Annotated in this window: 19 protein-coding genes; 12 read left to right on the forward strand and 7 right to left on the reverse strand. The window is 71.0% G+C overall.

Annotation, left to right across the window (positions count from 1 at the left end; all coding sequences use genetic code 11):
- From QE494_RS15990 to QE494_RS16000, 3 genes are all read left to right on the forward strand, one after another.
- Positions 1 to 1034: efflux RND transporter permease subunit (locus tag QE494_RS15990; protein WP_300044863.1), on the forward strand; the 1034-nt coding region annotated here is incomplete at its 5' end.
- Positions 1035 to 1075: 41 nt separating this feature from the next.
- Positions 1076 to 1765 (forward strand): protein-L-isoaspartate O-methyltransferase, encoded by a 690-nt coding sequence (locus QE494_RS15995; RefSeq protein WP_300044865.1) that lies wholly within the window; start codon positions 1076 to 1078, stop codon positions 1763 to 1765.
- Positions 1766 to 1865: 100 nt separating this feature from the next.
- On the forward strand, positions 1866 to 3209 hold the full coding sequence (locus QE494_RS16000; protein ID WP_300044867.1) for a TolC family outer membrane protein: 1344 nt from the start codon (positions 1866 to 1868) through the stop codon (positions 3207 to 3209).
- Here the strand turns inward: QE494_RS16000 and QE494_RS16005 are convergent, their stop codons facing one another.
- From QE494_RS16005 to QE494_RS16015, 3 genes are read right to left on the reverse strand one after another with little or no spacing between them, the layout of a single operon-like run.
- Positions 3210 to 4532, reverse strand: a complete 1323-nt coding sequence (locus QE494_RS16005) for a 3-deoxy-D-manno-octulosonic acid transferase (protein ID WP_300044869.1) — start codon at positions 4530 to 4532, stop codon at positions 3210 to 3212.
- A complete protein-coding gene (gene waaC, locus QE494_RS16010) occupies positions 4529 to 5497 on the reverse strand; it encodes a lipopolysaccharide heptosyltransferase I (RefSeq protein ID WP_300044871.1) in 969 nt (322 codons plus the stop codon). The genes QE494_RS16005 and waaC overlap by 4 nt, the downstream gene beginning before the upstream one ends.
- Before the next feature lie 35 nt (positions 5498 to 5532).
- Positions 5533 to 6930, reverse strand: coding sequence for a phosphomannomutase/phosphoglucomutase (locus QE494_RS16015; RefSeq protein WP_300044873.1), 1398 nt, complete (start codon positions 6928 to 6930; stop codon positions 5533 to 5535).
- A 130-nt stretch (positions 6931 to 7060) separates the two neighbouring features.
- Between QE494_RS16015 and QE494_RS16020 the strand changes: the two genes are divergently transcribed.
- From QE494_RS16020 to QE494_RS16060, 9 genes are all read left to right on the forward strand, one after another.
- A complete protein-coding gene (locus QE494_RS16020; RefSeq protein ID WP_336619446.1) occupies positions 7061 to 7705 on the forward strand; it encodes a methylated-DNA--[protein]-cysteine S-methyltransferase in 645 nt (214 codons plus the stop codon).
- An 82-nt stretch (positions 7706 to 7787) separates the two neighbouring features.
- Complete coding sequence (locus QE494_RS16025; RefSeq protein ID WP_300044876.1) at positions 7788 to 8681, forward strand: DMT family transporter; 894 nt, start codon at positions 7788 to 7790, stop codon at positions 8679 to 8681.
- 168 nt (positions 8682 to 8849) lie between these two features.
- Positions 8850 to 9023, forward strand: coding sequence for a hypothetical protein (locus tag QE494_RS16030; RefSeq protein ID WP_300044878.1), 174 nt, complete (start codon positions 8850 to 8852; stop codon positions 9021 to 9023).
- A 40-nt stretch (positions 9024 to 9063) separates the two neighbouring features.
- A complete protein-coding gene (locus QE494_RS16035) occupies positions 9064 to 10659 on the forward strand; it encodes an oligosaccharide flippase family protein (RefSeq protein ID WP_300044880.1) in 1596 nt (531 codons plus the stop codon).
- Positions 10656 to 12107: an O-antigen ligase gene (locus tag QE494_RS16040; RefSeq protein WP_300044882.1), complete on the forward strand. Its 1452-nt coding sequence runs from the start codon at positions 10656 to 10658 to the stop codon at positions 12105 to 12107. Before QE494_RS16035 ends, QE494_RS16040 begins: the two co-directional genes overlap by 4 nt.
- On the forward strand, positions 12104 to 13066 hold the full coding sequence (locus tag QE494_RS16045; protein ID WP_300044884.1) for a glycosyltransferase family A protein: 963 nt from the start codon (positions 12104 to 12106) through the stop codon (positions 13064 to 13066). The genes QE494_RS16040 and QE494_RS16045 overlap by 4 nt, the downstream gene beginning before the upstream one ends.
- Entirely contained in the window at positions 13063 to 15552 is a 2490-nt protein-coding gene (locus QE494_RS16050) for a glycosyltransferase (protein ID WP_300044886.1), read from the forward strand. The genes QE494_RS16045 and QE494_RS16050 overlap by 4 nt, the downstream gene beginning before the upstream one ends.
- A complete protein-coding gene (locus QE494_RS16055; RefSeq protein WP_300044888.1) occupies positions 15549 to 17504 on the forward strand; it encodes a GMC oxidoreductase in 1956 nt (651 codons plus the stop codon). The genes QE494_RS16050 and QE494_RS16055 overlap by 4 nt, the downstream gene beginning before the upstream one ends.
- 20 nt (positions 17505 to 17524) lie before the next feature.
- A complete protein-coding gene (locus QE494_RS16060) occupies positions 17525 to 18703 on the forward strand; it encodes an NAD(P)-dependent oxidoreductase (RefSeq protein WP_300044890.1) in 1179 nt (392 codons plus the stop codon).
- Here the strand turns inward: QE494_RS16060 and QE494_RS16065 are convergent.
- The 4 genes from QE494_RS16065 to epsE are packed head-to-tail and all read right to left on the reverse strand — an operon-like array spanning position 18607 to position 22635.
- A complete protein-coding gene (locus QE494_RS16065; protein ID WP_300044893.1) occupies positions 18607 to 19389 on the reverse strand; it encodes a WecB/TagA/CpsF family glycosyltransferase in 783 nt (260 codons plus the stop codon). The two genes, QE494_RS16060 and QE494_RS16065, sit on opposite strands and share 97 nt — an antisense overlap.
- A 4-nt stretch (positions 19390 to 19393) precedes the next feature.
- Positions 19394 to 20398 carry a polysaccharide biosynthesis tyrosine autokinase gene (locus QE494_RS16070; RefSeq protein ID WP_300044896.1) on the reverse strand — a complete coding sequence of 335 codons (1005 nt, stop codon included), beginning with the start codon at positions 20396 to 20398 and terminating at the stop codon, positions 19394 to 19396.
- Positions 20395 to 21762 carry a chain length determinant protein EpsF gene (locus QE494_RS16075; RefSeq protein WP_300044899.1) on the reverse strand — a complete coding sequence of 456 codons (1368 nt, stop codon included), beginning with the start codon at positions 21760 to 21762 and terminating at the stop codon, positions 20395 to 20397. Before QE494_RS16075 ends, QE494_RS16070 begins: the two co-directional genes overlap by 4 nt.
- 24 nt (positions 21763 to 21786) lie before the next feature.
- Positions 21787 to 22635, reverse strand: coding sequence for a polysaccharide export protein EpsE (gene epsE, locus QE494_RS16080; RefSeq protein ID WP_300044901.1), 849 nt, complete (start codon positions 22633 to 22635; stop codon positions 21787 to 21789).
- Positions 22636 to 22645 lie beyond the last annotated feature (10 nt).

Consider the following 22645-nt stretch of genomic DNA (forward strand, 5'->3'; position numbering starts at 1 on the left):
AGCAACCCAAGCCGGTCATCGAAGTAATCCTGCGCCGCGAGGCAGCCAGCGACCTGGGCCTGTCGGTGGGCCAGGTGTCCGCGCCCCTGCGCATCCTGGTGGCGGGTCAGACGGTGGGCAACTGGCGCGCGCCCGACGACCAGACCTACGACGTCAATGTGCGGCTGGCGCCAGATACCCGCAATGCCGCCCAGGACCTGGCCCGACTGCCCTTTACCGTGGGCCTGGAGGCCGACGGCCGCCCGCGGGTGGTGCGGCTTGAGCAGGTGGCCCAAGTGCGCGAAGGCACCGGCCCCGCCCAGGTGAACCGGCGCGACCTGTCCCGCGAGGTGGCCCTGAGCGCCAACACCTATGCCCGCTCGGTCGGCGAGGTGTCCCGGGACATCCAGGCCGAGATGGCCAAGATCAGCCTGCCCCCGGGCTACCGCTGGCAGTTCGGCGGCTCGACCAAGAACATGTCCGAATCTTTCGCCTACGCGGTCTCTGCCCTGGCGCTGGCGGTCATCTTCATCTACATGATTTTGGCCAGCCAGTTCAAGAGCTTCGTGCAACCGCTGGCGCTGATGACATCGCTGCCGCTGACCCTGATTGGGGTGGTGCTGGCTCTCTTGATGTTCCGCTCGGCGATGTCTATGTTCTCGGTCATCGGCGTCATCATGCTCATGGGCCTGGTGACCAAGAATGCCATTTTGCTGGTCGACTTCGCCATTCGAGCCCGCGAGGACGGCCTGGCGCGCACCGAGGCGTTGCTGATGGCCGCCCGGGTGCGGCTGCGCCCCATCCTCATGACCACTTTGGCCATGATATTCGGCATGGTGCCCCTGGCCTTTGCCCTGTCCGAGGGCTCGGAGCAGCGCGCGCCCATGGGCCAGGCGGTGATCGGTGGGGTCATCACCTCCTCCCTTCTGACCCTGGTAGTAGTACCAGTGGCCTACTGCTACATGGACGATCTGGCCAACTGGGTCCGCCGCCTGTTGGGGCGGTCACCCGGCGAACCTAAAATGCCTGTTTCGGCCGGTCCGAAGCCGCCCTGAGGCGCCCAAGCTCGCACGACACCAGAACCCGAGAGAACCTGATGACCCTGCCCGCGTCCATCGAACAAGCCCGCTTCAACATGATCGAGCAGCAGATCCGCCCCTGGGATGTGCTCGACCCGCAGGTGCTGGCCTTGCTGTCCGTGCTGCACAGGGAGGACTTCGTGCCCGCCTCGCACCAGGCCCTGGCCTTCGTCGACATGGAAATTCCGCTGGTGGCCGACGCCAAGGCAGCGCGCCAAAGCGGCCGCTGCATGCTGGCGCCGCGGGTCGAGGCCCGCATGCTGCAGGACGTCGCTCCCCAACCGCACGAGAAGGTGCTCGAAATCGGCACGGGCTCGGGCTACATGGCCGCCTTGCTCGGCGCTCGCGCCGCCTCCGTCATTTCGCTGGAGATCGACCCGCAATTGGCCGCCGTGGCCCGCGCCAACCTGGTCCGCGCGGGCGTGAAGAACGTCGAGGTCCGTGAGGCCGACGGCGCCCGCGGACTGCCTGCAGAAGGCCCGTTTGACGTCATCGTGCTCAGTGGCTCGGTCGCCCAGGTGCCCGAAATCCTCAAAGACCAGCTCAAGGTCGGTGGCCGGCTGATCGCCATCGTTGGCGACGAGCCGATGATGCGCGCCACCCTGATCACCCGCACGGGTGCAGTCGGCTTCACCGAGACCCAGCGCTGGGACACCGTGGCGCCGCGCCTGGCCCATTTCCCGGAGCTGGCACGCTTCAAGTTCTGAAAGCCCGCTGCGCAAGCCAGCCAGGCAAGAGACCCGGCGGCACTGCAAAGTCACCCGATAACCCGACAACCCGATGACCCGAGTCACCCGAGGACAGACAATGACCCAACTGACCCGCCACGCTCTTCGCCTGCTGCCCCTGGCGATGGCAGCCGCCTTTGCGGCCCCTGCGCAGGCCCAAAGCCTTTCCGCGTTGTACGAGTCGGCACGGGGCCAAGACGCCGCATGGCAGTCGGCACGCGCCAACTTCGAGTCAGTGAAGGCACGCGCCGAGCAAGCCCGCGCCGGCCTCCTGCCCTCGGTCAGCGCCACCGCAGGCGCAACGACCTCGCTTTACGAAAACGTTCCCAAGACCGGCAGCAGCACAAGCCGCAACTTCGACTCTGCCAATGCCGCGATTTCGGTGACGCACCCGCTCTACCGGCCCGCCAACAAGATCACGTTCGAGCAAGGTCAAAAGCAGGTCGAGGCAGCTCAGGCCGTGCTACAGGCGGCGGCCCAGGACCTGATCATCCGCGTGAGCCAAGCCTACTTCGACGTGCTGGCTGCACAAGACACCCTGACCTTTGTGCGCGCGCAAAAGACCGCCGTGAACGAGCAACTCGCCTCGGCCCGCCGGAACTTCGAGGTGGGCACAGCAACGATCACCGACACCCGCGAGGCTCAGTCGCGCTTCGACCTGGTCTCGGCCCAGGAGCTTGCGGCTGAAAACGACCTGCGGGTCAAGCGAATCGCCCTGGACACCGTCACTGGCGTCAACGATGCCAAGCCGCTGGCACTGGCCCTGCCAACGGCAATGCCGCAGCCCGTGCCGGCAGACCCGGAGGCCTGGGTGCAACAGGCCGAACAGACCAGCACCGGGATCGCGCAGCTGAGGCAAGCGCTGGAGGTGGCCCGGCTGGAGGCGCAGAAGGCCAACACCGGACATCTCCCCACACTGGACATGACGGCCTCGCGCTCTCTCAGCCGAAGCCTGGGTGGCAGCGCCACGAGCACCAGCACCAGCACCACGCACAACACGCAACTGGGCGTGAGCCTGAGCATCCCGATTTATTCAGGCCTCTCTGTGCAAAACCGTATTCGCGAGGCCATGGCCCTGGAGGAGAAGGCCAAGGCCGACCTGGAAAAGGCCCGCCGCGACACCGGCCAGAGCGTGCGCACCGCCTACTTCAGCGTGGTCTCCGGTGGCAGTCAGGTGCGCGCGCTGGAAGCGGCCGAAACCTCGAGCCAAAGCGCGCTGGACGCCAACCGCCTGGGCTATCAGGTCGGGGTGCGCATCAACATCGACGTGCTGAACTCGCAGAGCCAGCTGTTCCAGACCAAACGGGACCTCTCGGTGGCCCGCTACAACGTGCTGATGGGCAACCTCAAACTGCGCCAAGTGGCCGGCAACCTGCAGGCTGAAGATCTGACCAATATCAGCGGGCTGATGGTCAAGCCCTGATCACGCAGGGCGACCTGTCCGCTGTGCTGTTTGGCGCAGCGCCAAGATCGCCTCCGCACTGCTTCGCGCCGCACCCTGGTGGGCCTGGGCGAAGCCCTGACCAGCGCGGGCCATGGCTTCACGGCGCGGATCGTCGGCCAGCAAGCCCCAGGCGGCGCACAGGGCCTGAGGCAGGTCTGCCAGACGCAGCGCGGCACCGGCCGCCTCGGCCAATTCAGCGGCCTCGGCAAAATTGAACGTGTGCGGTCCCATGAGGACCGGGCAGCCGCAGGCCGCGGCCTCGATCAGGTTCTGCCCTCCCATCGGCGCAAAGCTTCCCCCCAGCAGGGCGGCGTCCGCCATGCCAAAGTAAAGCGCCATCTCGCCCAGCGAATCACCGAGCCAGCAGTCGGCCGCCAGCGCCTCGGCGTCCGGGCCTTGCGCGGGCCAGGCGCTGCGGCGCGACACTGACCAGCCCGCGGCGCGCAGCAGGCCGGTCACCTCGTCAAAGCGTTGCGGATGGCGCGGCACGATGAGCCATCGCGGTGTCACCGTGGTCGAATGGCCAGCCACGGCAGCAGGAGAGGTGGCCAGGGCCTGCAACAGCAGCGCCTCCTCGCCCTCGCGCGAGCTGGCGAACATGAGCACCGGCCGTGGTCCCCGCCAGGCCTTCCCGCGCGCGAGCAAGGTCTCATCGGGTGCGGCGTCAAACTTGAGGTTGCCCAACACCCCACTTACCACCGCCCCCGCGTCACGCAGGCGGCGCGCGTCGTCCTCGGTCTGGGCCCACACCGCGGCCAGGCCGCCATAGGCAGGCCGCGACAGGGGCGACAGCCGCTGCGCGCCACGCAAGGACTTTTCGGACAAACGCGCGTTGGCCAGGGCCAGAGGCACCCCGCGGCGGGCGCAGGCGTCCACCAGGTTGGGCCAGACCTCGGTTTCCATCAGCACCCCGGCACAGGGCTGGAAGTGGGCAAGAAAGGCCTCCACCGCCTCCGGCGTGTCCCAGGGCAGCCAGGCCTGTGCGTCACCGGGCCGCAGCAGGCGCTCGCCCTCGGCACGACCGGTGGCGGTGCCATGCGTGAGCAGCACCCGCAGGCCGGGCTCCAGGGTGCGCAGCGCCTGCAACAAGGTGGCGGCGGCACGGGTCTCGCCCAGCGAGACTGCATGAATCCAGAGCGCGCCGGGACCGCCGGCAGCCAGGGGCTGCTCGTAGCGGCCGAAGCGCTCGCCCACGGCCGCCAAGTACCCCGGCTCGGCCAGACCGCGGCGGCGCACCTTGCGCGCCAGCAGGGGCTGGGCGCTGCGCACCGCCAGGGAGTACAGCGAGCGGGCAAGGTTCATGCGGCGGACACCTCGTCCCAGGCAGCGAGCACCGGCTCCAGGCCCGGTTGGGGCTGCGCAAATACGCTGCGCTGGCGTGGCCGGCCCACCGGTCCGGTGCGCCAGGCGGTGTCGTGGTTGTAGATCTGCACATGCGGCCGATCGAGCGCGGTAGCAATGTGCGAGAGACCGCTGTCGACGCCGACGACTCCGGCGCAGGCGGCCAGGCGGTCGGCCAACTCGCCCAGCGCCAGCCGGGGCCAGACCCGGGCGCCAGGACCCAGGGCCTGGGCGATGCGTTCAGCGCGCGCCAATTCCGCGTCGCTGCCATGGGGCAGGCCGAGGTCGAAGCCCCGCGCGTGCAGCGCCTGGCCGAGCGCTACCCACTGTGCTTCGGGCCAGAGCTTGTCGTCGCGCGAGGTGCCGTGCACCAGGGCCACTTCGGGCCGCGAGGCCAGGGCCGGCGCCACCGCCCGCAGGCCAAATTGTTCAGGGCCGTCGGGCACGTAGTCCAGCGCGTGGGCGCACAGCACCCGTGAGCGATCTACCGCATGAATGCGCGGCGGGATGTAGACCGCCTGGTGCGCCACCCACCGCGTGGGGGCCTCGAAGGAGGAGCCGGTGGTGCGGTTGCCCAGCGCCACCCGGTATCCCCCAGGCACCAGGCGTGCGGCCCAGGCCACGAGGGCGGATTTGGTCAGGCCCTGCAGGTCGATCACCCGGTCGTAGGCCTCCTCGCGGAGGCAGGCGCGAAACGAGCCGACTGCCTGCCAGGTCTCGGACGCCAGGGGCGCCCGGCGCCAGCGCCGCAGGTCCAGGGGCACCACACGGGAAACACCTTCGCAGCGGCGGACCAAGTCGGCGAAAGCCGGTTCGACCACCCAGTCGATCTGGGCGTCCGGCAAGGCACGCCGGATGTCCTGCACCGCGGGCATGGCATGGACCACATCGCCCAGGGACGAGAGTTTGACGATCAGGATCTTCAAGCCGGGCGCTGCCTTTCGGGGGAGAGTGCCATCGCTCAGTGGGCGGACGCGCCCAGCACCGCGTCGGGCTTGACCCTGCGAAGTAGCGCAAGCATCTCGCCTTCGATGCGGGTCAGCGCTTCGGGCGTCTGGCCCTCGAAGCGCAGCACCAGCACCGGCGTGGTGTTGGAGGCACGGATCAGGCCGAAGCCGTCGGGCCAGTCGACCCGCAGACCGTCCAGGGTGCAGCGCTCGGCCGGCGGATCAAACTGCGGCAGCTTGGCGGCCAGGGCCACCAGGCGCTCGACCAGGGCATGCGGCTCGCCTTCGGCGCAGGCCACATTGATCTCGGGGGTGGAATGGCTGGTCGGCAAGGCCTCCAGCGTGGCACCGGGATCGGCCTCGCGCGAGAGAATTTCCAGCAAGCGGGCGCCGGCATAGGTGCCGTCGTCAAAGCCGAACCAGCGCTCCTTGAAGAAGATGTGGCCGCTCATCTCACCGCCCAGAGGCGCGCCGATTTCCTTCATGCGCGCCTTGATCAGCGAGTGACCGGTGCGGAACATCTCTGGCCGGCCGCCGGCCGCCGCAATCTCGGTGGCCAGGCGCTGGCTGCACTTGACGTCGAACACGATGGTCCCGCCGGGCACGCGCGAGAGCACGTCGCGGGCAAACAGCATCATCTGCCGATCGGGGTAGATGTTCTGGCCCGAGGGGGTGACGATGCCCAGACGGTCACCGTCGCCATCGAAGGCCAGGCCCAGGTCGGCGCCGGTTCGCGCCAGGGCGGCCATGAGGTCGCGCAGGTTCTCGGGCTTGCTCGGGTCGGGGTGGTGGTTCGGAAAATTGCCGTCGACTTCAGAGAACAGTTCGACGACCTCGCAGCCGAGGGCGCGGAAGATCGCCGGCGCGCTGGCGCCCGCGACGCCATTGCCGCAATCGACCACCAGCTTGAGCGGACGCGCGAGCTTCACGTCCGAGACGATGCGGTCACGATAGGCAGCCTCGACATCGGCCCTACGCAGCTGACCTGCTTGCGGCGCGTCGGGCACGCCTGCATCCATCGCCCGGCGCAGCGCCTGGATCTCTTCGCCATAAATCGCGCGGCCGGCCAGCACCATCTTGAAGCCGTTGTAGTCGCGCGGGTTGTGGCTGCCGGTCACCTGGATGCCGCTGCTGCATAAGGTGCTGGCGGCGAAATACAGCATAGGGGTGGTGACCATGCCGACATCGATCACGTCGACGCCGGCGACCTGCAGCCCGCGCGCCAGGGCCTGCGAAAGCGCCGGGCCCGACAGGCGGCCGTCGCGGCCCACCGCCACCACGGTCTCGCCGGCGGCACGGGCGGCGGCGCCGAAGGCCCGGCCCAGGGCCAGGGCCACGCCCTCGTCCAGCGAGGTGGGGACGATGCCACGGATGTCGTAGGCCTTGAAGATGGTCGGCGGGTAAGGGGTCATGGTCGCTCGCAGCAGAGGACTCGTGCCCTTGGAGGCGACGAGCCGGGTCGGCCGGGGCAGTGCCCCGGAGACAGCGCGAATTGTCGCAGGGATGGTGCGCCGCCCCGGGTCGGGCCCGTATCATCAAAGCATGCGCCAAGTCATCCTCACCAACATGCTCATGCGCCGCCGCCAGACCGGTGGTGCGGCGGTGGCGCGTACTGGCCTAACAGCAGAGCCAAGCTTGGCGGAGACAGGCGCAGCAGGACATGGCGCCTCGGTGAGCCTGTGGGCCGCGCACCTGCCACGACACCTGCTTGTCACGCCCCTGGGCCGGGTGCTGCTGGCCGCCAGCGATACGGGCCTGGCGGGGCTGTGGTTTGAAGGCCAACGCCACGGTCCGTTGGCCGCCTGGCGCGGCCTGGGGCACCAGCCTGCCCATCCTCGCCATGCCCTCCTGCAGGCCGCCGAGGCGCAGCTGCAAGACTATTTCGCTGGCCGCCGGCCAGGCTTTGACCTGCCACTGGACCTCAGCCACGGCACACCCTTCCAGCGCCAGGTCTGGCAAGCACTGCGCAACATTCCCCCCGGGCACACCGCGTCCTACGCCGAACTGGCCAGCCGGGTAGGGGCGCCACAGGCAGCCCGCGCGGTGGGCGCGGCGGTGGGCCGCAACCCGGTCAGCATCGTTGTGCCCTGCCACCGGGTGCTGGGCGCGGGAGGCGCGCTCACCGGCTATGCCGGTGGGCTGGACCGCAAGCGCGCGCTGCTGGCCCTGGAAGGCGCGGCGATCTGAGGCCCTTGCGCAGTTGCTGCCGCAACCGCGTCAGGCCCAGCCCTGCGCACCTCGCGCCCCACCCCCGGCCCCCTTTAATCCCTTGCGCCCACTCTTCGACTACCTGTTGCTGGCCGCGCTCTGGGGTGCGTCCTTCATGTTCATGCAGTTGGCCGTCGGCGACTTCGGCCCCTTGCCCACCGCCGCCGTCCGGCTAGGAGTGGCAGCCCTCTGCCTGCTGCCGCTGGCTGCGCTGAGGGGACACATGGGCGTGATCCGCCGTCATGCCTGGCCACTGGTGGTGGTGGGCCTGCTCAGCTCTGGGCTGCCGGCTGTTCTCTACAGCTTTGCGGTGATGCATATCCCGACCGGCATCTCGGCCATCCTCAACGCCACCACGCCGATGTTCGGCGCCCTGGTGGCCTGGGCCTGGGTCAAGGACCGGCCCAATGCCTCGCGCACGCTGGGCCTCCTGATCGGCTTTGCCGGCGTCGCCCTGCTGGCCGGCGACAGGCACGGTGGCGGGCCGGCAGCCAGCAGCGACGGCCTGATCCAGGTTGCCGCCATCCTGGCCTGCCTGGTGGCCTGCCTGTGCTACGGCGCGGCCGCCTCCTTCACCAAGGTCTACCTCTCGGAGGTGCCACCGTTGGCCACAGCCGCCGGCAGTCAGATGGGCGCCGCTCTGGTGCTGGTGCTGCCCGCCCTGACCCACCTGCCCCCACGCATGCCCTCGGCCTCCGCCTGGGGAGCGGCGCTGGCGGTGGGTGTGCTGTGTACCGGGCTGGCCTATGTGCTGTATTTCCGCATCATCCAGTCGCTCGGGCCGGCGCGCGCCCTGACCGTGCCCTACGTGATTCCGGTGTTCGCGCTGGTCTACGGCATCGTCTTCCTCGGCGAAACGCTGACCCTGCGCATGGTCGGCTGCGGCCTGGTGATCGCGCTCGGTACTGCCATGGCCACCGGCTTGCTGCGCTTGCCGCTCGGCCGGCGCGGGTAGACGCGCCCAGGCACGAGCCAGCGCACCCCGCCGCGGCCTCTCTCCTGACCCCGTCCCTGACCCGGACGGGCCAGCCTGTCGGGCGCTTCTCCGACGAGCCTGGCGGCGTCCTCGCCCGAACAATGCGCTCCCTGCCCACCATGGGCGACACGACCACGGGACGCGGCCATGAAGAACTGCCTCACCCTTCTCCTCGGTGGCCTGCTGTGCCAGGCCGTGAGCGCGCAATGCCTGAACGCACAGGCGACGGTGACCGATGCCATGACCTCGCCCGGCGCCGGCGTCTGGCTGGGCGCGCTCGCGCTGATGGCCGGCATCGTCTGGCGTCGCCAGGACCACTGAGCCTGCCCACGGCCCCCTCCACCTGCGGACGCAACCGATCATGGCCACACTGTCTGCCAGGGCCGGCCAGGCCCTGCGCTGGGGCACGCTGACGCTGCTGGCGCGGATCGGCCTGCAGCTCGTCGCCCAAGTGTTGCTGGCCCGCCTGCTCGGCCCCGAATCCTATGGCGTGTACGCGCTTGGCCTGGCACTGCTGACCTTCGCAGGCTTCCTCGCGGGCAACGGCTTCGCCTACGGCTTGCTGCTGCGCCCCCAGATCGACGACGACGACATCCGCCTGGCCTTTACTTGGCAGGCCAGCGCCGGTTTGGCCTGCGCGGCGGCGATGGTCGTGGGCGCGCCGGCGCTGGCGGCGTTTTTTCGCGCGCCCGATCTGGCGCCCACGCTGCAATGGATGGCCATCGCCTGTCTGTGCAGCGCCTGCGCGGGGACGGCGCTAGCGCTGATGCAGCGCGCGCTCGACCAGCGTCGCCAGGGCCTGCTGCAACTGGCCGCCTACGCGCTGGGCTACCTGGGCGTGGGCATGCCCCTGGCCCTGGCCGGCTGGCAGGCCCAAGCGCTGGCGGCGGCCTGCGCAACTCAGGCCGTCGCCACGCTGGTCCTGGCGCTGTGGCTGCGGCCACACCCGCTGCGGCCCCTGTGGCGCGGTCAGGGACGCGCACAGACGCTGGACACGGGCGGCCGGGTCTTCATCACCAACTTGGTCAACTGGCTGGCCGCCAATCTCGACCGGCTCATCATCGGCCGCTACCTGCAGGCCCATGCGGTCGGCCTGTACGCCCTGGCCTGGAACCTGGCCCAGGTGCCGGTGACCCTGCTGGTCGGCGCAGCGCAGCCCGCGCTGCTGGCCGCGGGCACCCAACTACGCGGCCGCGGTGCGCGCACCGACACGCCAGCGGCGGCGGGCGCGAGCACCGCCCTGCCGCCCCTCAACCCGCAGGCGCTGCGTCGGCTTGCGGGCGCCTGGGAGATGACCATGGCCAGTGCGGCCACCCTGCTGCCAGGCGCCGCGCTGTGCCTGGCCCTGCTCGCGCCGGACCTGGTGATCCTCCTCTACGGACCGGCCTGGCAGGACTCTGGTGCGCTGCTGGCGGTGATGCTCTTGTGCCTGCCCGCGTGGACCGCCTGGGCCCTGGCCACGCCGGTGCTCTGGCACGCCGGCCGATCACACCTGGAGGCTGGCCTGCAACTGCCGCTGCTGGCCCTGGCGCTGCCGCTGTGGATCGTGACGGCTTTGTTTGGCGAGCGGGTGTTCGGCGGGTCGCTGCTGCCTGTGGCGCTGCTCAGCGCGCTGCTGCTGCACGCCCGCGCCTGGCGCACGGTTCGCGCTGCCCTGGTCTGCCTGGGCCGCCCGGTGGCGCGGCTGGCGCCCGCCACCGGGCGTGGATTGCTGCTGGCCGGCGCCTGTGCGCTGGCGCTGCAAGCGGGCCGCGAACTGGCGCAAGCACTCGCGCCCTCGTTGCTGCCCGCGGCCTGGGTCGACGCACCGTCGGTCTTCGCGGCGCTGCGACTGTTCGGGGGGGGCGCGGCCGCCCTGGCCGCTGCCGGTGGCCTACTCGCCTGGCGGCCCACCCTGCTGGGACCCCAGGCGCTGGCCCTGCTGCGCCGCACGCGCGTGGCGGAGGGGCGGTCATGAACCTGCGTCAGGCTGGCCTGCTGCCCTGGATTTTTCCGGCGCTGCTGGCAGTACCTGCCTTCGATGTGCTCCTCTCCGGCCGCGACCTGGCCGACAGCCTGGTCGCGCTCGAAGCCGTGGCACCAGCACCGCGCGCCGCACTGGTCGACTGGCTGCAACGGTGCGCCTCGCTCTTGCTGCTGGTGGCCTCGCTGGAGCAGATCGCCCACCATGCGGCGCGGCGGCTGCCGGTCTACCTGCCGCTGGCCGCTGCCTTCTGCCTGTACTGGCTCGGGAGCGTGGGCCTGCCCGCTGTCTTCGGCGCACGCCCGGTCTTGGGTCATGACTTGCTGTACGCACCAGCCGCCGGCCTGGCCTGCTGCCTGGCCACACCGCAGGAGCAGGACCGCATCGTGCAACTGGCCCGCGACGCGCTCACCGGGCTGCTGCTCGCAGGTCTGGCCTTGCTGCTCTGGCGGCCAGCACTGGTGGCCGACGTCGGCTATGCCGCCGGCATACTGCCCGGCCTGCCGCGGCTGGCGGGACTGACACCCCATGCGGTCACCCAGGGCCTGCTGGCCCAGGTCTTTCTGCTGCTGCTCTGGGTGCGTCCCTACTCGCGGCCAATGGCCGATCGCGCTGCCTGGGCGCTGGGCTTGGCCGTGCTCGTCATGGCGCAGTCCAAGACCGCCTGGCTGGCCTTCGCCTTGTGCGCACTGGCCCTGCTGGTGGTGCGTCAGGGGCCAGCGCTGCGCCAGCAACTCAATGACCCCTCGCGCGCTGGCACGTTGGTCGCGGCCTGCGCGGGCCTGTGCCTCGCAGTCACGCTGGGCGCGGGGCTGCTGCTCTCGGGGGCGCTCGACCAGCGCGCCGCCGACTTCCTGGCCAGCGAGCAAGGCGCGCAGTTGCTCTCGCTCACCGGGCGCGACCGAATCTGGGCTGCAGCGTTGGAGGAATGGCGGCTCCATCCAGTCTTCGGCTATGGCCTGTCGCTGTGGGATGCCGAGTACCGCAACGCGATCGGGCTGCCGCATGCGACGCATGCCCACAACCAGTGGCTCGACGATGCTGCCCGTGCCGGTAGCGTTGGCGTGGCCACGCTGATCGTTTATTCATTCACCTTGATGGCCCTGTGCCTGCGCCATGCGCGCGCCAGCGGCGGCCTGGCGCTGGCTCTGGGCCTGACCCTGGCGCTGCGCGCGGTCGGTGAGGTGCCGCTCTCGCTCCTGGGCTATGGCACCGAACTGTTCGTGCACCTGTTGCTGGTGGCCACCTTGGCGGCGGCGGTCTATCCGCGCGAGACGGCCGCAGCGGACACGATCACCGAGGAATCGTTCGCAAGACCCGCGCGCGCTGGGCGCGGAACGCGCAGCGGGCGGCTGGCAGGCTTAGCACCACAGGGCCGCGCCGCGCCGGGCATGCAGGCTGCAACAGCCGCCACGCCCAGCCCCTGGGGGAGACGCGCATGAAGTTTTCGGTCGTGATTCCCCTGTTCAACAAGGCCCGCTTCGTACGCGGCGCGGTGGCCTCGGCGCTGGACCAAAGTCTGTCGCCGCTGGAGGTGATCGTGGTGGACGATGGCTCCACCGACGGCGGCCTGGCACTGCTCACGGCATGGGAGACAGACCCACGGCTGCGGCTGGTGCGACAGGCCAACCGCGGTGTGTCGGCAGCACGCAACCTGGGCATCGCTCTGGCCCAGGGCGACTGGATCGCCTTTCTCGACGCCGACGACCAGTGGCATCCGGCCTTTCTGGCGACGCTGGCGCAGGCCCACCGTCACTGCCCGCAAGCCGACCTGCTGGCCACCGGATTTCGCTGGACGCAGGACCGGCAGGTGCCGCTGGCACCTTGGGCCGTGCCCGCCAAGCGCGGCCCGATCGAGGTGATCGACGACCTGCGCCGGCGCTGGCTGCGTCACTCGCCCCTGTGCACCAGCAGCGTCGCGGTGCGCGCCGCGCGGCTGCGGACGATGTCGCCCTGTTTTTACGAGGGCGAGTCCTACGGCGAAGACCTGGACCTGTGGTTTCGCCTCGCCGACCAGGCGCCGGTGGCGGCGGTGGACGGCGCCTACACCACGGTGCGCGGCGGAGTTGCAGGCGCACTCTCACTTGGAGCCAGGCGACGCATGCCACCCTTTCTGGTGCGCATGCGCGAGCAGGCGCTGGCGGGCGCGCTGCCCGCGCAGCATCGCGCGTCGGCGCTGTGGTTCGTAGGCCAAGCCCAGACCACCCTGGCCCGCGAGGCGCTGGCCGAGGGCCAACGGCGCGAGGCGCTGGGTTGGCTGACGCAGGCCTCGCGCGGGTGGCGGCTGCGGCGCTGGTGGGTCACGCTGGCGCTCGCGCTCTTCATGCCCTCGCCGGTCGCTGACCGTTGGCAACGCTGGCGCATGCGCGGCGCGGGCAATCTGGAAAGGAATGCAGGATGAACACGCCTATGAAGACCCCCCTCACACCCTCGCGCTTCATGGACGCTGCACCGGACGCAACACCGGACGCCGATCCGAGCACGCACTCGGGTCCGCATGCGGGCACGCAGGCGCGCACATATACCGGCACAGCGAGGGCGGCAGATCGGCCGGTGCGCGTCTCGATCGTGGTCAAGGCCCTCAATGAGGGCCCGCACATCTACCGGGCGCTCGCCAGCGCCCTGGACGCGGTGGCCGAGTTGGGCGGTGAGGTGATCCTGGCCGACAGCGGCTCCACCGACGACACCCTCGCGCAGGCAGCGCGCCTGCCGGTGCGCATCGTGCAGCTGGCCGATCCGCGCGAGCGGCGCTGCGGCATCGGGCCGGAGCTGGGCTGGCGCCATGCGCAGGGAGAGTATGTCTACCTGATGGACGGCGACATGGTTCTGGAGCCGGGCTTTCTTGGCCCGGCGCTGGGCTTTCTCGCCCGCCACCCGGAGGTGGCCGGCGTCGGCGGCCAGATGATCGAGCGCAGCCTCGCATCGATCGAGTACCGCGAACGCGAGCGTCGCGCGCGCGAGGACGAGACGCACCGTCGGCCGGGCCCGGTGAGTCGCCTGGATGGTGGTGGCCTGTACCGGCGGGTCGCGATCGCGGAGGCGGGCTATCTCTCGGACCGCAACCTCCACAGCTATGAGGAGCTGGACCTGGCGCTGCGGCTGCGGGCCCGTGGCTGGCGCCTCTGGCGCTTGCCTCTGGATGCGACCACCCACACGGGCCACACCGAGCCGGCGCTGCGTCTCTTGTGGCGGCGCTGGCGCAGCGGCTACGCCTGGGGCTGCGGCGAGCTGCTGCGCGCGGCGCTGGGCCAGCCCTGGTGGCGCCTGCTGCTGCGGGACCTGCGCGAGCTGCGGCTGTACCTGGCGGTGTGGGTCTGGTGGCTGGCGCTGGCCGGCCTGCTCGCGCTGGCCCTGGCCGCCAGTGGCCCACTCCGGTCGGTGCAACTGGCCGGGGGCCTGCCGCTCGAGCCGCTGGCCTGGGCTGCGCTGGCCGGGCTCGCCACCCTGCCCTGGGCCGCCATGACCTTGCGACGGCGCTCGGCGCAGGCAGGGTGCTACGCGGTCGCCTCCTGGTGCGTGCACGCCGCCGGTCTGCTGCGGGGCTTCCTGGTACACCGGCGTCCCCCTGGAGACCCGATTGACGCGCGTGTGATTCAGCCCTGGCCGGAGGCCTACAAGGGCTCGCTTCTGCCACCGCCGCGGGTGCATGCCGGCCAGCGCCAAGGCCGGGGCCGCGAGCGCGTCATCCTCGTCGCCTGCCCCTGGACGCCGGTGGGCGGTGGCATGTTCAAGGTCGCCGACTACCTGATCCAGGCCCAGGCCGGTCTGCGAGAGGCTACCGGCAGTGACGGGCCTTCGCCGACACAGGTTCGGTTGCAGCCGCTCGACACCCGCGGTAGCGGCAGCTGGGCGCAGTCGCTGGGCGTCCTGGCCAGCGCGCTGCTGACACTGGCCGGTGGGCGCCTGCGCGGCAAGGTCGCCGGGGTGCATGTGAACATGGCCGAGCGCCTGAGCTTGGTACGCAAGGGCCTGGTGGTGGCGACCTGCCGAGGGCTGGGCCTGCCGGTGGTGCTGCACCTGCATGCGGCCCAGCTTCACCGTGCCTGGCCCGACCTGCCAGCGCCAGCGCGAGCCCTGGCACGCTGGGTGTTCTCGCTGCCGCAGGCCTGCATCGTGCTGGGACCGCAGTCGGCCGAGTTCGTCACCGGCGCCCTGCGGGTGCCACCGGAGCGGGTGGTGGCGGTGAACAACGGCGTCCCTCCGCCGCAGCACCCGCGCCGGCGCCGCGACCGCGACGGGCTGCAATTGCTGTTCGTCGGCAATCTGTCTGAACGCAAGGGCGTGCCCGAGTTGCTGCAGGCCATGGCGCAACCGGCGCTCGCCGCGCTCCCGGTCACGCTGACCCTGGCCGGTGGCGGCGACCTGCCGACCTGGCGCGCCCGCGCCGACCGGCTGGGCCTGGGCGACCGGGTTCGCTTCTGCGGTTGGACCGAAGGCGCGAAGCTGAGCGCGCTGATGGCCGGCGCCGACGCCCTGGTCTTGCCCTCGCACGACGAAGGTTTGCCACTGGTGATCCTCGAGGCCATGGCCCAGGGCCTGCCGGTGGTGTGCACGCCAGTGGGCGAAATTCCCGCCGCCTTGGAAGACGGCCGCCATGCGCTGTTCGTACCGCCAGGCGACGCGCTCGCCCTGGCCCGGGCGCTGGCTCGCTTGCTGGGTGATGCGTCGCTGCGCGAGCGGCTGGCGTTGGAGGGCCGGGCCCTGTGGCAGCGTGAGTTTTCGGTCACCCGCTTTTTCAGCCGGATCGCCGCGGTCCACAGCCGCTGCTTCGGCGTGTGTGCGTCGCTGCCGGCAGGGGGGCGAGCGGCGGCACAGGGGCTGGTCGATTCCGATCGTGAACCCGATCCTGGTGCAGGCAGGATCCGCGCGGCAGGGGCATCCGCGTGATTGCCGACACCGCCGCATGGGACAACGGACGGGTGCTGTCCACCGAGTTTTGCGTGGTGGGCGCGGGCCCAGCAGGCATCACGCTCGCACTCACCCTCGCCGAGCGCGGATGCCAGGTGCTCCTGCTGGAGTCGGGCCAGCGGCCGCTGGACCCGCAGGCGCAGGCGCTGTACGCCGGCGAGGTTGACGGCGGACCCTTGGGCGCGCAGGCGCACAGCCCGCCAGACCGATTTCGCATGCGGGGGCTCGGCGGATCGAGCATCCGCTGGGGCGGGCGCTGCATGCCGATGGACCCGATCGACTTCGAACCCAGGCCCTGGGTGGCCTGGAGCGGTTGGCCGATCGGCCCGCAGGATCTGGCGCCCTACTGGGCGCCGGCCGGCGACTGGGCCGAGGCGGGGAGCGGGAGCGGGATCGGGGCCATAGCGGCGCTGGATACGATGGAACAGACAACCGGGTGGACCCCACGTGACGCGAACGCAGGGCCAGATGCCTACGACGCCCGCCGCGCCCTGCCCGGCGCGCCACCGCTGATCGCCGGCTTCGACAGCACGCGGGTGCACACCCACGGGCTCGAGCGCTTTTCCTGCCCCACCGACTTTGGCCTCCGCTACCGACGGCGGCTCGCGCAGGCGCCGACGCTGCAGGTGCTGCAGGGCGCAACCTGCACCGACTTGCGCCTGTCGGCGGACGGCCGCCGGGTGCAGTCGCTGCGGGTGTGTCTGTCGCCAAGCCACGGGAGCGGAAGCGGTGCGGGTGACCCGCGCGGCCAGCGCTGCATCGAGGTGCGCGCGCGCCAGGTCCTGCTGGCTGCAGGCGGGCTGGAAACGGCGCGCCTGCTGCTGGACTCAGACGAGGCACAGCCTGGCGGGGTGGGCAATGCGCACGACCTGGTGGGACGCTTCTACATGTGCCACCTGGCCGCCAACCTGGGCGAGCTGCAGCTGACCGGCGGGCCGGAGCGGGTGCGTCACGGCTACGAGATATCGCCCGAGGGGGTGTACTGCCGGCGCCGGCTGGCAATCGCGCCCGAGGCGCAGCGGGAGCACCGCCTGCTCAATGCGGTGGCACGCCTGCACCTGCCGCCGATCGCCGACCCTCGCCACGGCAGCGGCGCGCTCTCCGCGCTGTACCTGGCGCGTCCCTTCATCTCCCATGAGTACGGACGGCGCTTGGGGGACGAGGTGGCGCTCGGCCTGGGAGCACGCGCCCTGCGCTGGGGCGGCCATGCAAAAAACCTGGTGACCGACGCGCCGGCTACCGCCGCCTTTCTCGGCCACTGGCTGCTACGCCGGACCCTGGCCACGCGCAAGTTCCCTTCGGTGATCTTGCCGAACCGGCGCAACCGCTTCAGCCTGGAGCTGCAAGCGGAGCAGGTGCCGCATCCGGACAGCCGGGTCACGCTGTCCGACACACGCGACGCCCTGGGCCAGCGCCGGCTGCAGGTGGGTTGGCGCCACCAGGCGCAGGACGTAGCGTCGGTGGCGCACAGCCTCGCGATCATGGCCGCCGAGATCGCGCGCCACGGCGTGGGCACGCTGCGCTGGTCGGCCGATCGCCTGCCCGCAGACCTGCTGCGTTACGGCGCCTATGGCGGCCACCACCTGGGCACCGCCCGCATGGGGCGGGACCCGCGCAGCAGCGTGGTCGACCCGCAGTGCCGGGTGCACGGCGTCGACAACCTGCATATCGCCAGCAGCGCGGTCTTCCCGACCTCGGGTCAGGCCAACCCCACGCTCACGATCCTGGCGCTGGCGCTGCGTCTGGCAGACCACCTGGTGCCGCCAGAGTCGCAGACACAGGCAAAGACACAGGCACACACACTGGCAACAGGTACTCCTGCGCAGCCGACGCAGCGCCCTCACCGCGATGACAGCGCACACACCGCGCAAGACCCGAGCAGCACCCAGGGCGCACGCGACACGAGGCCGCAGCCCGCGGTCAGCCCCTGACCCCCCACACGGAGTTCCCCATGCAGATCCTGATCCTGGGCGGTAGCGGCTTTGTCGGCCAGCGGCTGGCGCGATGCCTGGCCGCCACCGGCCTGCACCCCCTCAGCGCCTCGCGCGGCCTGCGGCCCACAGCGGCCCATGCCGCCGCTACGGCGCAGAGCCCGGGCCAGCATCTGGTGCTCGACGCCTGTGACGAGGCCGGCCTCACCCAGGCCTTGCGCGGCTGCGATGCCGTCGTCAACGCGGTGGCTGGCAGCCCGCAGGCCATTGCCGAAGGCGCACGGGTGCTGGCCCAGGCGCTGCGGGCGGTGGGTGGCCGGCCGCTGGTCCATCTGAGCAGCATGGCGGTGTACGGCCAGCAGGAGGGACTGTTGGACGAGACCGCATGGATGCCGGTCGGAGTGGGGGCAACGGCTCCTGCAGACCCAGCGGACCACGGAGCCCGAATGACCCCAATGGACCCAATGGCCCCTATGACCCGATTGGCCAGAACGCCCCGAACGGCCCGAACGGACCCAACATCGCGAGGCCTCCGCTTGGCCCCGGTCGTCAGCGCAGCGGGTAGCGCCTACGCCCGCGCCAAGCGGGTGGCGGAGGCGCACCTGGCCCCGCTCGCTGGCGAGGGTATGCCCGTCGCCATGCTGCGTCCGGGCTGCGTCTGGGGCCCTGGCAGCCCCTTGTGGGTCGATCGCATCGCGGCACTGCTGGCGGCAGGCCGGCTCGGTGACCTGGGGGCGCGCGGCGACGGCTGGACCCAAGGTTTGCATGTCGACGACCTGTGCCAGGCGGTGCTGCGTCTGCTGCTGCAGGCCAACACCGGCCTGCGGGTCTACCACCTCGCGGCGCCAGACAGCCCGCGCTGGAACATCTATCTGCGTGACCTGGCAGTGGTCATCGGCGCGACGCCGCTGCGCCGGTTGTCGGCCTGGCAACTCACGCTCGACGCCGGGGTGCTGAGCCCGGCGCTGTACCTCGCCCAGCGGCTGGGACTGCGCCGTTCGCACCTGCCGCCCTTGCCGCCCGGCCTGCTGCGGCTGATGGCCAGTCCGATGCGCTTGCAATGCGAGGCGGTGCAGGGCGCACTGAACCTGCGCTGGACCCCTTACGAGCGCGCGCTCGGCGAGGCCGCGGCGGGCTGGCGCCGCGACAACGCCAGCCACAGGGCTCTGGCGAGGAACAGCGGATTGCCCAGCACGTAGCGGCCAAAGAGCCGGCGCGGCTCGCGGGCCAAGCGCCAACACCATTCAAGACCGAGGCGCTGCAACCAGCGCGGCGCGCGGGCGTAGCGCCCGCCCAGGAAGTCGGCAATGGCGCCGCCGCAGATGATCAGGCACGGGCCCTGGGCTGCCGCACGCAGGGCGCGCGCGAGGCGCTCCTGGCGCGGCATGCCCATGGCCAGCACCACCAGGTGTGGCGATTCACGCGCGGCCAGGCGCAGGTACTCGTCGTCCGGCATAAAACCATCCGCCACCAAGCAGTGCGCACCACCGGCCAGGGCCTGCAACCTGGTGCCGGCGCGTGACAGCCAGGGGGGGCGCGTGCCCAGAAGCGCCATGCGGACGCCGGGCTGCACCTGGGCGAAGCGGGCCACCAGTGCGGGGATCAGATCGGTGCCATTGAGGTTCAGGCCAGGCCGCTGGCGCAGCAGGCGAAGCAGCCAGGCCATGCCCTGGCCGTCCCGCAGCAAGCAGTCGGCGGCGGCCAGGTCTTCGAAGAACGCGACGTCACGCGCAGCCAGGTTGAGGGCATGGGCGTTGGCGAAGGCCAGCACCCGTGGCCCGGCAGGATGCACAAGCGCGTCGAGCAGCCGCTCGCGTGCCGGGGCATCGGGCACCCGGCGCAGCTCGGCGAGCAGGCGATACCAGCGCTGGGGCCAGGTGGGCACGGGGTCAGCGCGGTCTGCCGGCATTGAGCACTGCCCCCACCACGGTGACACCAAACTCACGCAGCGTGTGGTGCAGGTTAGCCACCCCCTGCAGCGCGCTGCTGTCCTGGCAGGCCAGCACCAGGGCGGCGCCGGCGCGGGCGGCCACGGTACCGGCGTCGGCGCAGGGGCCGAAGGCCGGCGTGTCCGCCAGCACCACGTCGTAGCTCGAACGCAGGGAGGACAGCAGGCGCTGGAACCGGTCGCGGGCCAGCAACTCCTGCGGATTGGGCGGCACCACGCCCGCGGGCAGCAGGGACAAGCCCGGGACTGCGTCCACCGCCTGGATCGCCTCGGTGCCGGCGCGGCCCGCGAGAATAGCCGACAGGCCAATCCGGTCCGGCCTTCCAAACAAGCGGTGTAGACGGGGGCGACGCAGGTCCGCGTCGATCAGCAAGGTGCGCAGGCCCAGCTGCGCGAACAGCGCCCCGAGGTTGGCGGTGAGCCAACTGCGGCCTTCCGCAGGCCCCGGACTCACCACCGCCAGCGCCGCATGGCGCGCGTCGTTCTCGAACCACCGTAGCATCAGCTGGCTGCGCAAGGAGCGCAGGTGTTCGACCACCGGGCTGTCTGGCTGCCAGGCGGCAAGCACTTCGCTGGACAGGCCGGCATTGCGCTGCGGCAGTGCGTAGCCAAACTGACGCGCGATCACATCCTCGACATCTTGGGCGCGCAGCAGGCCGAGCTCCATGCCGGCCTCGCCAAAGCGCTGACCGGTTTTGTCCTGGTGCAAACGGATCCGCTCGGCCTCGGCCAGAGACAGGCGACCGAGTCGCACCAGCAGCGCACCCATGGCAGGGGCGGCCTGGCCGGGTGGGTCGGCGCTGTCAGCGCTGCCTCCTGATGCATGCATCGCACCGTCGGCGTCGCGATGTCGCCGGGCATCCTCTGGGTCACCGGTGCGCTGAAATCCAATGGGTTCGCGGCCGCCCCGCGAGTCCGGCGGCACGGGCATGATGTCGCCGTTCATGCCGCACCTCCACCGGCCAGACCCAAACGCCGTGCCGATGGCGGGAGAGCGGCATTTCGACCACCTCCCCCGCTCGCATGCGCCGCAGGCAAGCTGGCCAGCACCCGCAGACCGGTCACCTGCATGAGATCGTCCACAGACCGGACCCGGCGCCGGGAGAGCTCCATCATCAGCGCGCCCGCCACCGCCAGCAGCAGGCCGGCGACGCCGCCAACCGCGAGGGCCTGGCGCCAGCTCGGGCCTGTGGCCTCTGCAGGCGCCGTGGCCGGCGAGAGCAAGACCAGATCGGCCTGCGTCGCCAGGCTTTGCAGGCGTGAGCGGGACGCATGGGTGCTGACCTGCTCGAACTGGCGACGGGCCGTATCGACATCCTGCTGCAGCAGGGCCATGCGGGCGCGGTCGTGGTTGATCGCCAGCACCCGTTCGCGCTGGCTGTTCATTGCCGCCGCAAGCTGGCGCTCCCGCTGCTGGCCGGCATGCCAGCGCGCTTCGACCGATCCGGACACGCGTCGCGTCTCGGCCGACAGGCGGGCGCGCAAGGACGCCACCTCGGCGTCGAGCCGCTCCATCTGCGGGTGGCGCGGGCCCAGGGAGGCCGAGGCCTCCTGACGGCGCGCCTCGAGGCGGGCGAGGTCGGCCTTGAGGCCATTGACCAGCGGGCTGTCCATCACCTCGGCGAGCGTATCGCCCAGGGCACCTTGCTTGGACTGGGCGTCGGTGGTCTCGGCCTGCACCTGGGCCAGCCGGGTAGCCAACTGGTTAAGGCGGGACAGTTCATGGTCAGACTGCTCACCGCCGACGATGCCTGCACTGCGCTGATAGTCAGCCAGCCGCATCTGCGCGGTGGACATCCCCTCACGCGCCTGGCCGACCTGCTGCTCCAGCCAGCCAGCGTCTTGCCGGGCGGGGCCGGTCTTCAGACTCAGGCTGACATCGACGAAGGCGCGAGCCAGGGCATTGGCGACCCGCGCCACCTGCGCCGCGTCGGGTCCGCGCCACTGCATGTGGATGATGTGGCTCTCGCGCGCCGGCCGTACCGTCTGAGCGGCCTGCAGCGCGGGCACCGTCAGCGCCGCATCGGGCCCACTGGCGTCGCCCGATTGCAGCAGCTGCTTGGCGCGTTCAGCCACCGCATCGCTGCGGGCGACGTCGATCTGGGTGGCGATGTAGCTGCCGAGGAGGGCCGGCGCGTAGCCGCCGCCGACGTCACTGGCCTGTACATCGACCATGACCGGAACCTGGGCCAGGTAGCTGGCCGGGCGCAGGAGCGACCAAGCCAGCGAAGCCGCCAAACTGGCCAGGAGAATCAGCGCCGCGGCGGGCCAGCGCGCGCGGAGGATGGATAAAAGCTGCTGCAGGCTCACGTGGACTCCTTGTTGTAGGTCTGTTCAGAACAGGCTCTCACGCACATAGATGACATCGTCGGGGTGCACCGCTTCGGTCAGTACCGGCGCGCTCTGCACCACCTGGCCGTCAGACCCCTTGCGGTGCAGGCGCAGCCGGGTGGCGCTGCCACGCGGTGTCGGCCCGCCGCCGGCGGCCAGGGCCTGCATCAGCGTCATGCCGCGCTCGATCCGGTAGGGGCCGGGCCGCTGCGCTTCGCCGTAGATGTAGAAGACCGGCGCGCGCGGCACGAAGAGGGTGTCGCCGCCCATGAGGACCAGGTCTTGGTCGACGGCGCCGCCGGTGAAGAGCGCCGGCACGTCGATCAGCCGGCGAAAGGGCTGCCCATCGCGCTGCCCCGAGATGATCACCACCTCTTCGCCCTGCGGGGTGATGCCGCCGGCCGCCGCCAACAACTCGCTGGCGCGCATGCGGGTGGTCTCGAGCGCAAAGCGCCCCGGGCGAGCCACCTGACCCAGCACCGCCACCTGGTGCCCGCGCGCCTGCATGAGATGGACCGTGACCTGTGGCGACCGGAGAAACCGGCCCTGGCGCAAGGCGTCGGCGATGCGCTGTTGCGCCTCCACAAGACCCAGGCCGCCGACGCGTACCTCTCCCACCAGGGGGTAGCCAATGCTGCCGGCCTCGGAGACGCGGGCCTCGACGGTCAGGTCGGGGTTTTGAAACACCTGGACCCGCACCAGGTCGCCAGGCCCAAGCCGGTAGTCGTCATGGACCGCAGGCGCGGCCTGAAGCAGGGCCGGCAGCAGGAACAGGAACAGGAGAAGCAGCGTGACCAGCGTCTGGCGCGCGCGCAGGGGGATGCGGGAAAGAAGGTGGTGCGAGGTGTTCATGGCGTCGTCC

This window comes from Ramlibacter sp. (assembly GCF_029866045.1).
Classification (GTDB): Bacteria; Pseudomonadota; Gammaproteobacteria; order Burkholderiales; family Burkholderiaceae_C; genus Ramlibacter.

Coding starts and splice junctions, on each gene's coding strand:
- QE494_RS15995 (WP_300044865.1), top strand. CDS start 1,076: ATGACCCTGCCCGCGTCCATCGAACAAGCCCGCTTCAACATGATCGAG.
- QE494_RS16000 (WP_300044867.1), top strand. CDS start 1,866: ATGACCCAACTGACCCGCCACGCTCTTCGCCTGCTGCCCCTGGCGATG.
- QE494_RS16005 (WP_300044869.1), bottom strand. CDS start 4,532: ATGAACCTTGCCCGCTCGCTGTACTCCCTGGCGGTGCGCAGCGCCCAG.
- QE494_RS16015 (WP_300044873.1), bottom strand. CDS start 6,930: ATGACCCCTTACCCGCCGACCATCTTCAAGGCCTACGACATCCGTGGC.
- QE494_RS16020 (WP_336619446.1), top strand. CDS start 7,061: ATGCGCCAAGTCATCCTCACCAACATGCTCATGCGCCGCCGCCAGACC.
- QE494_RS16030 (WP_300044878.1), top strand. CDS start 8,850: ATGAAGAACTGCCTCACCCTTCTCCTCGGTGGCCTGCTGTGCCAGGCC.
- QE494_RS16035 (WP_300044880.1), top strand. CDS start 9,064: ATGGCCACACTGTCTGCCAGGGCCGGCCAGGCCCTGCGCTGGGGCACG.
- QE494_RS16040 (WP_300044882.1), top strand. CDS start 10,656: ATGAACCTGCGTCAGGCTGGCCTGCTGCCCTGGATTTTTCCGGCGCTG.
- QE494_RS16045 (WP_300044884.1), top strand. CDS start 12,104: ATGAAGTTTTCGGTCGTGATTCCCCTGTTCAACAAGGCCCGCTTCGTA.
- QE494_RS16050 (WP_300044886.1), top strand. CDS start 13,063: ATGAACACGCCTATGAAGACCCCCCTCACACCCTCGCGCTTCATGGAC.
- QE494_RS16060 (WP_300044890.1), top strand. CDS start 17,525: ATGCAGATCCTGATCCTGGGCGGTAGCGGCTTTGTCGGCCAGCGGCTG.
- QE494_RS16070 (WP_300044896.1), bottom strand. CDS start 20,398: ATGAACGGCGACATCATGCCCGTGCCGCCGGACTCGCGGGGCGGCCGC.
- epsE (WP_300044901.1), bottom strand. CDS start 22,635: ATGAACACCTCGCACCACCTTCTTTCCCGCATCCCCCTGCGCGCGCGC.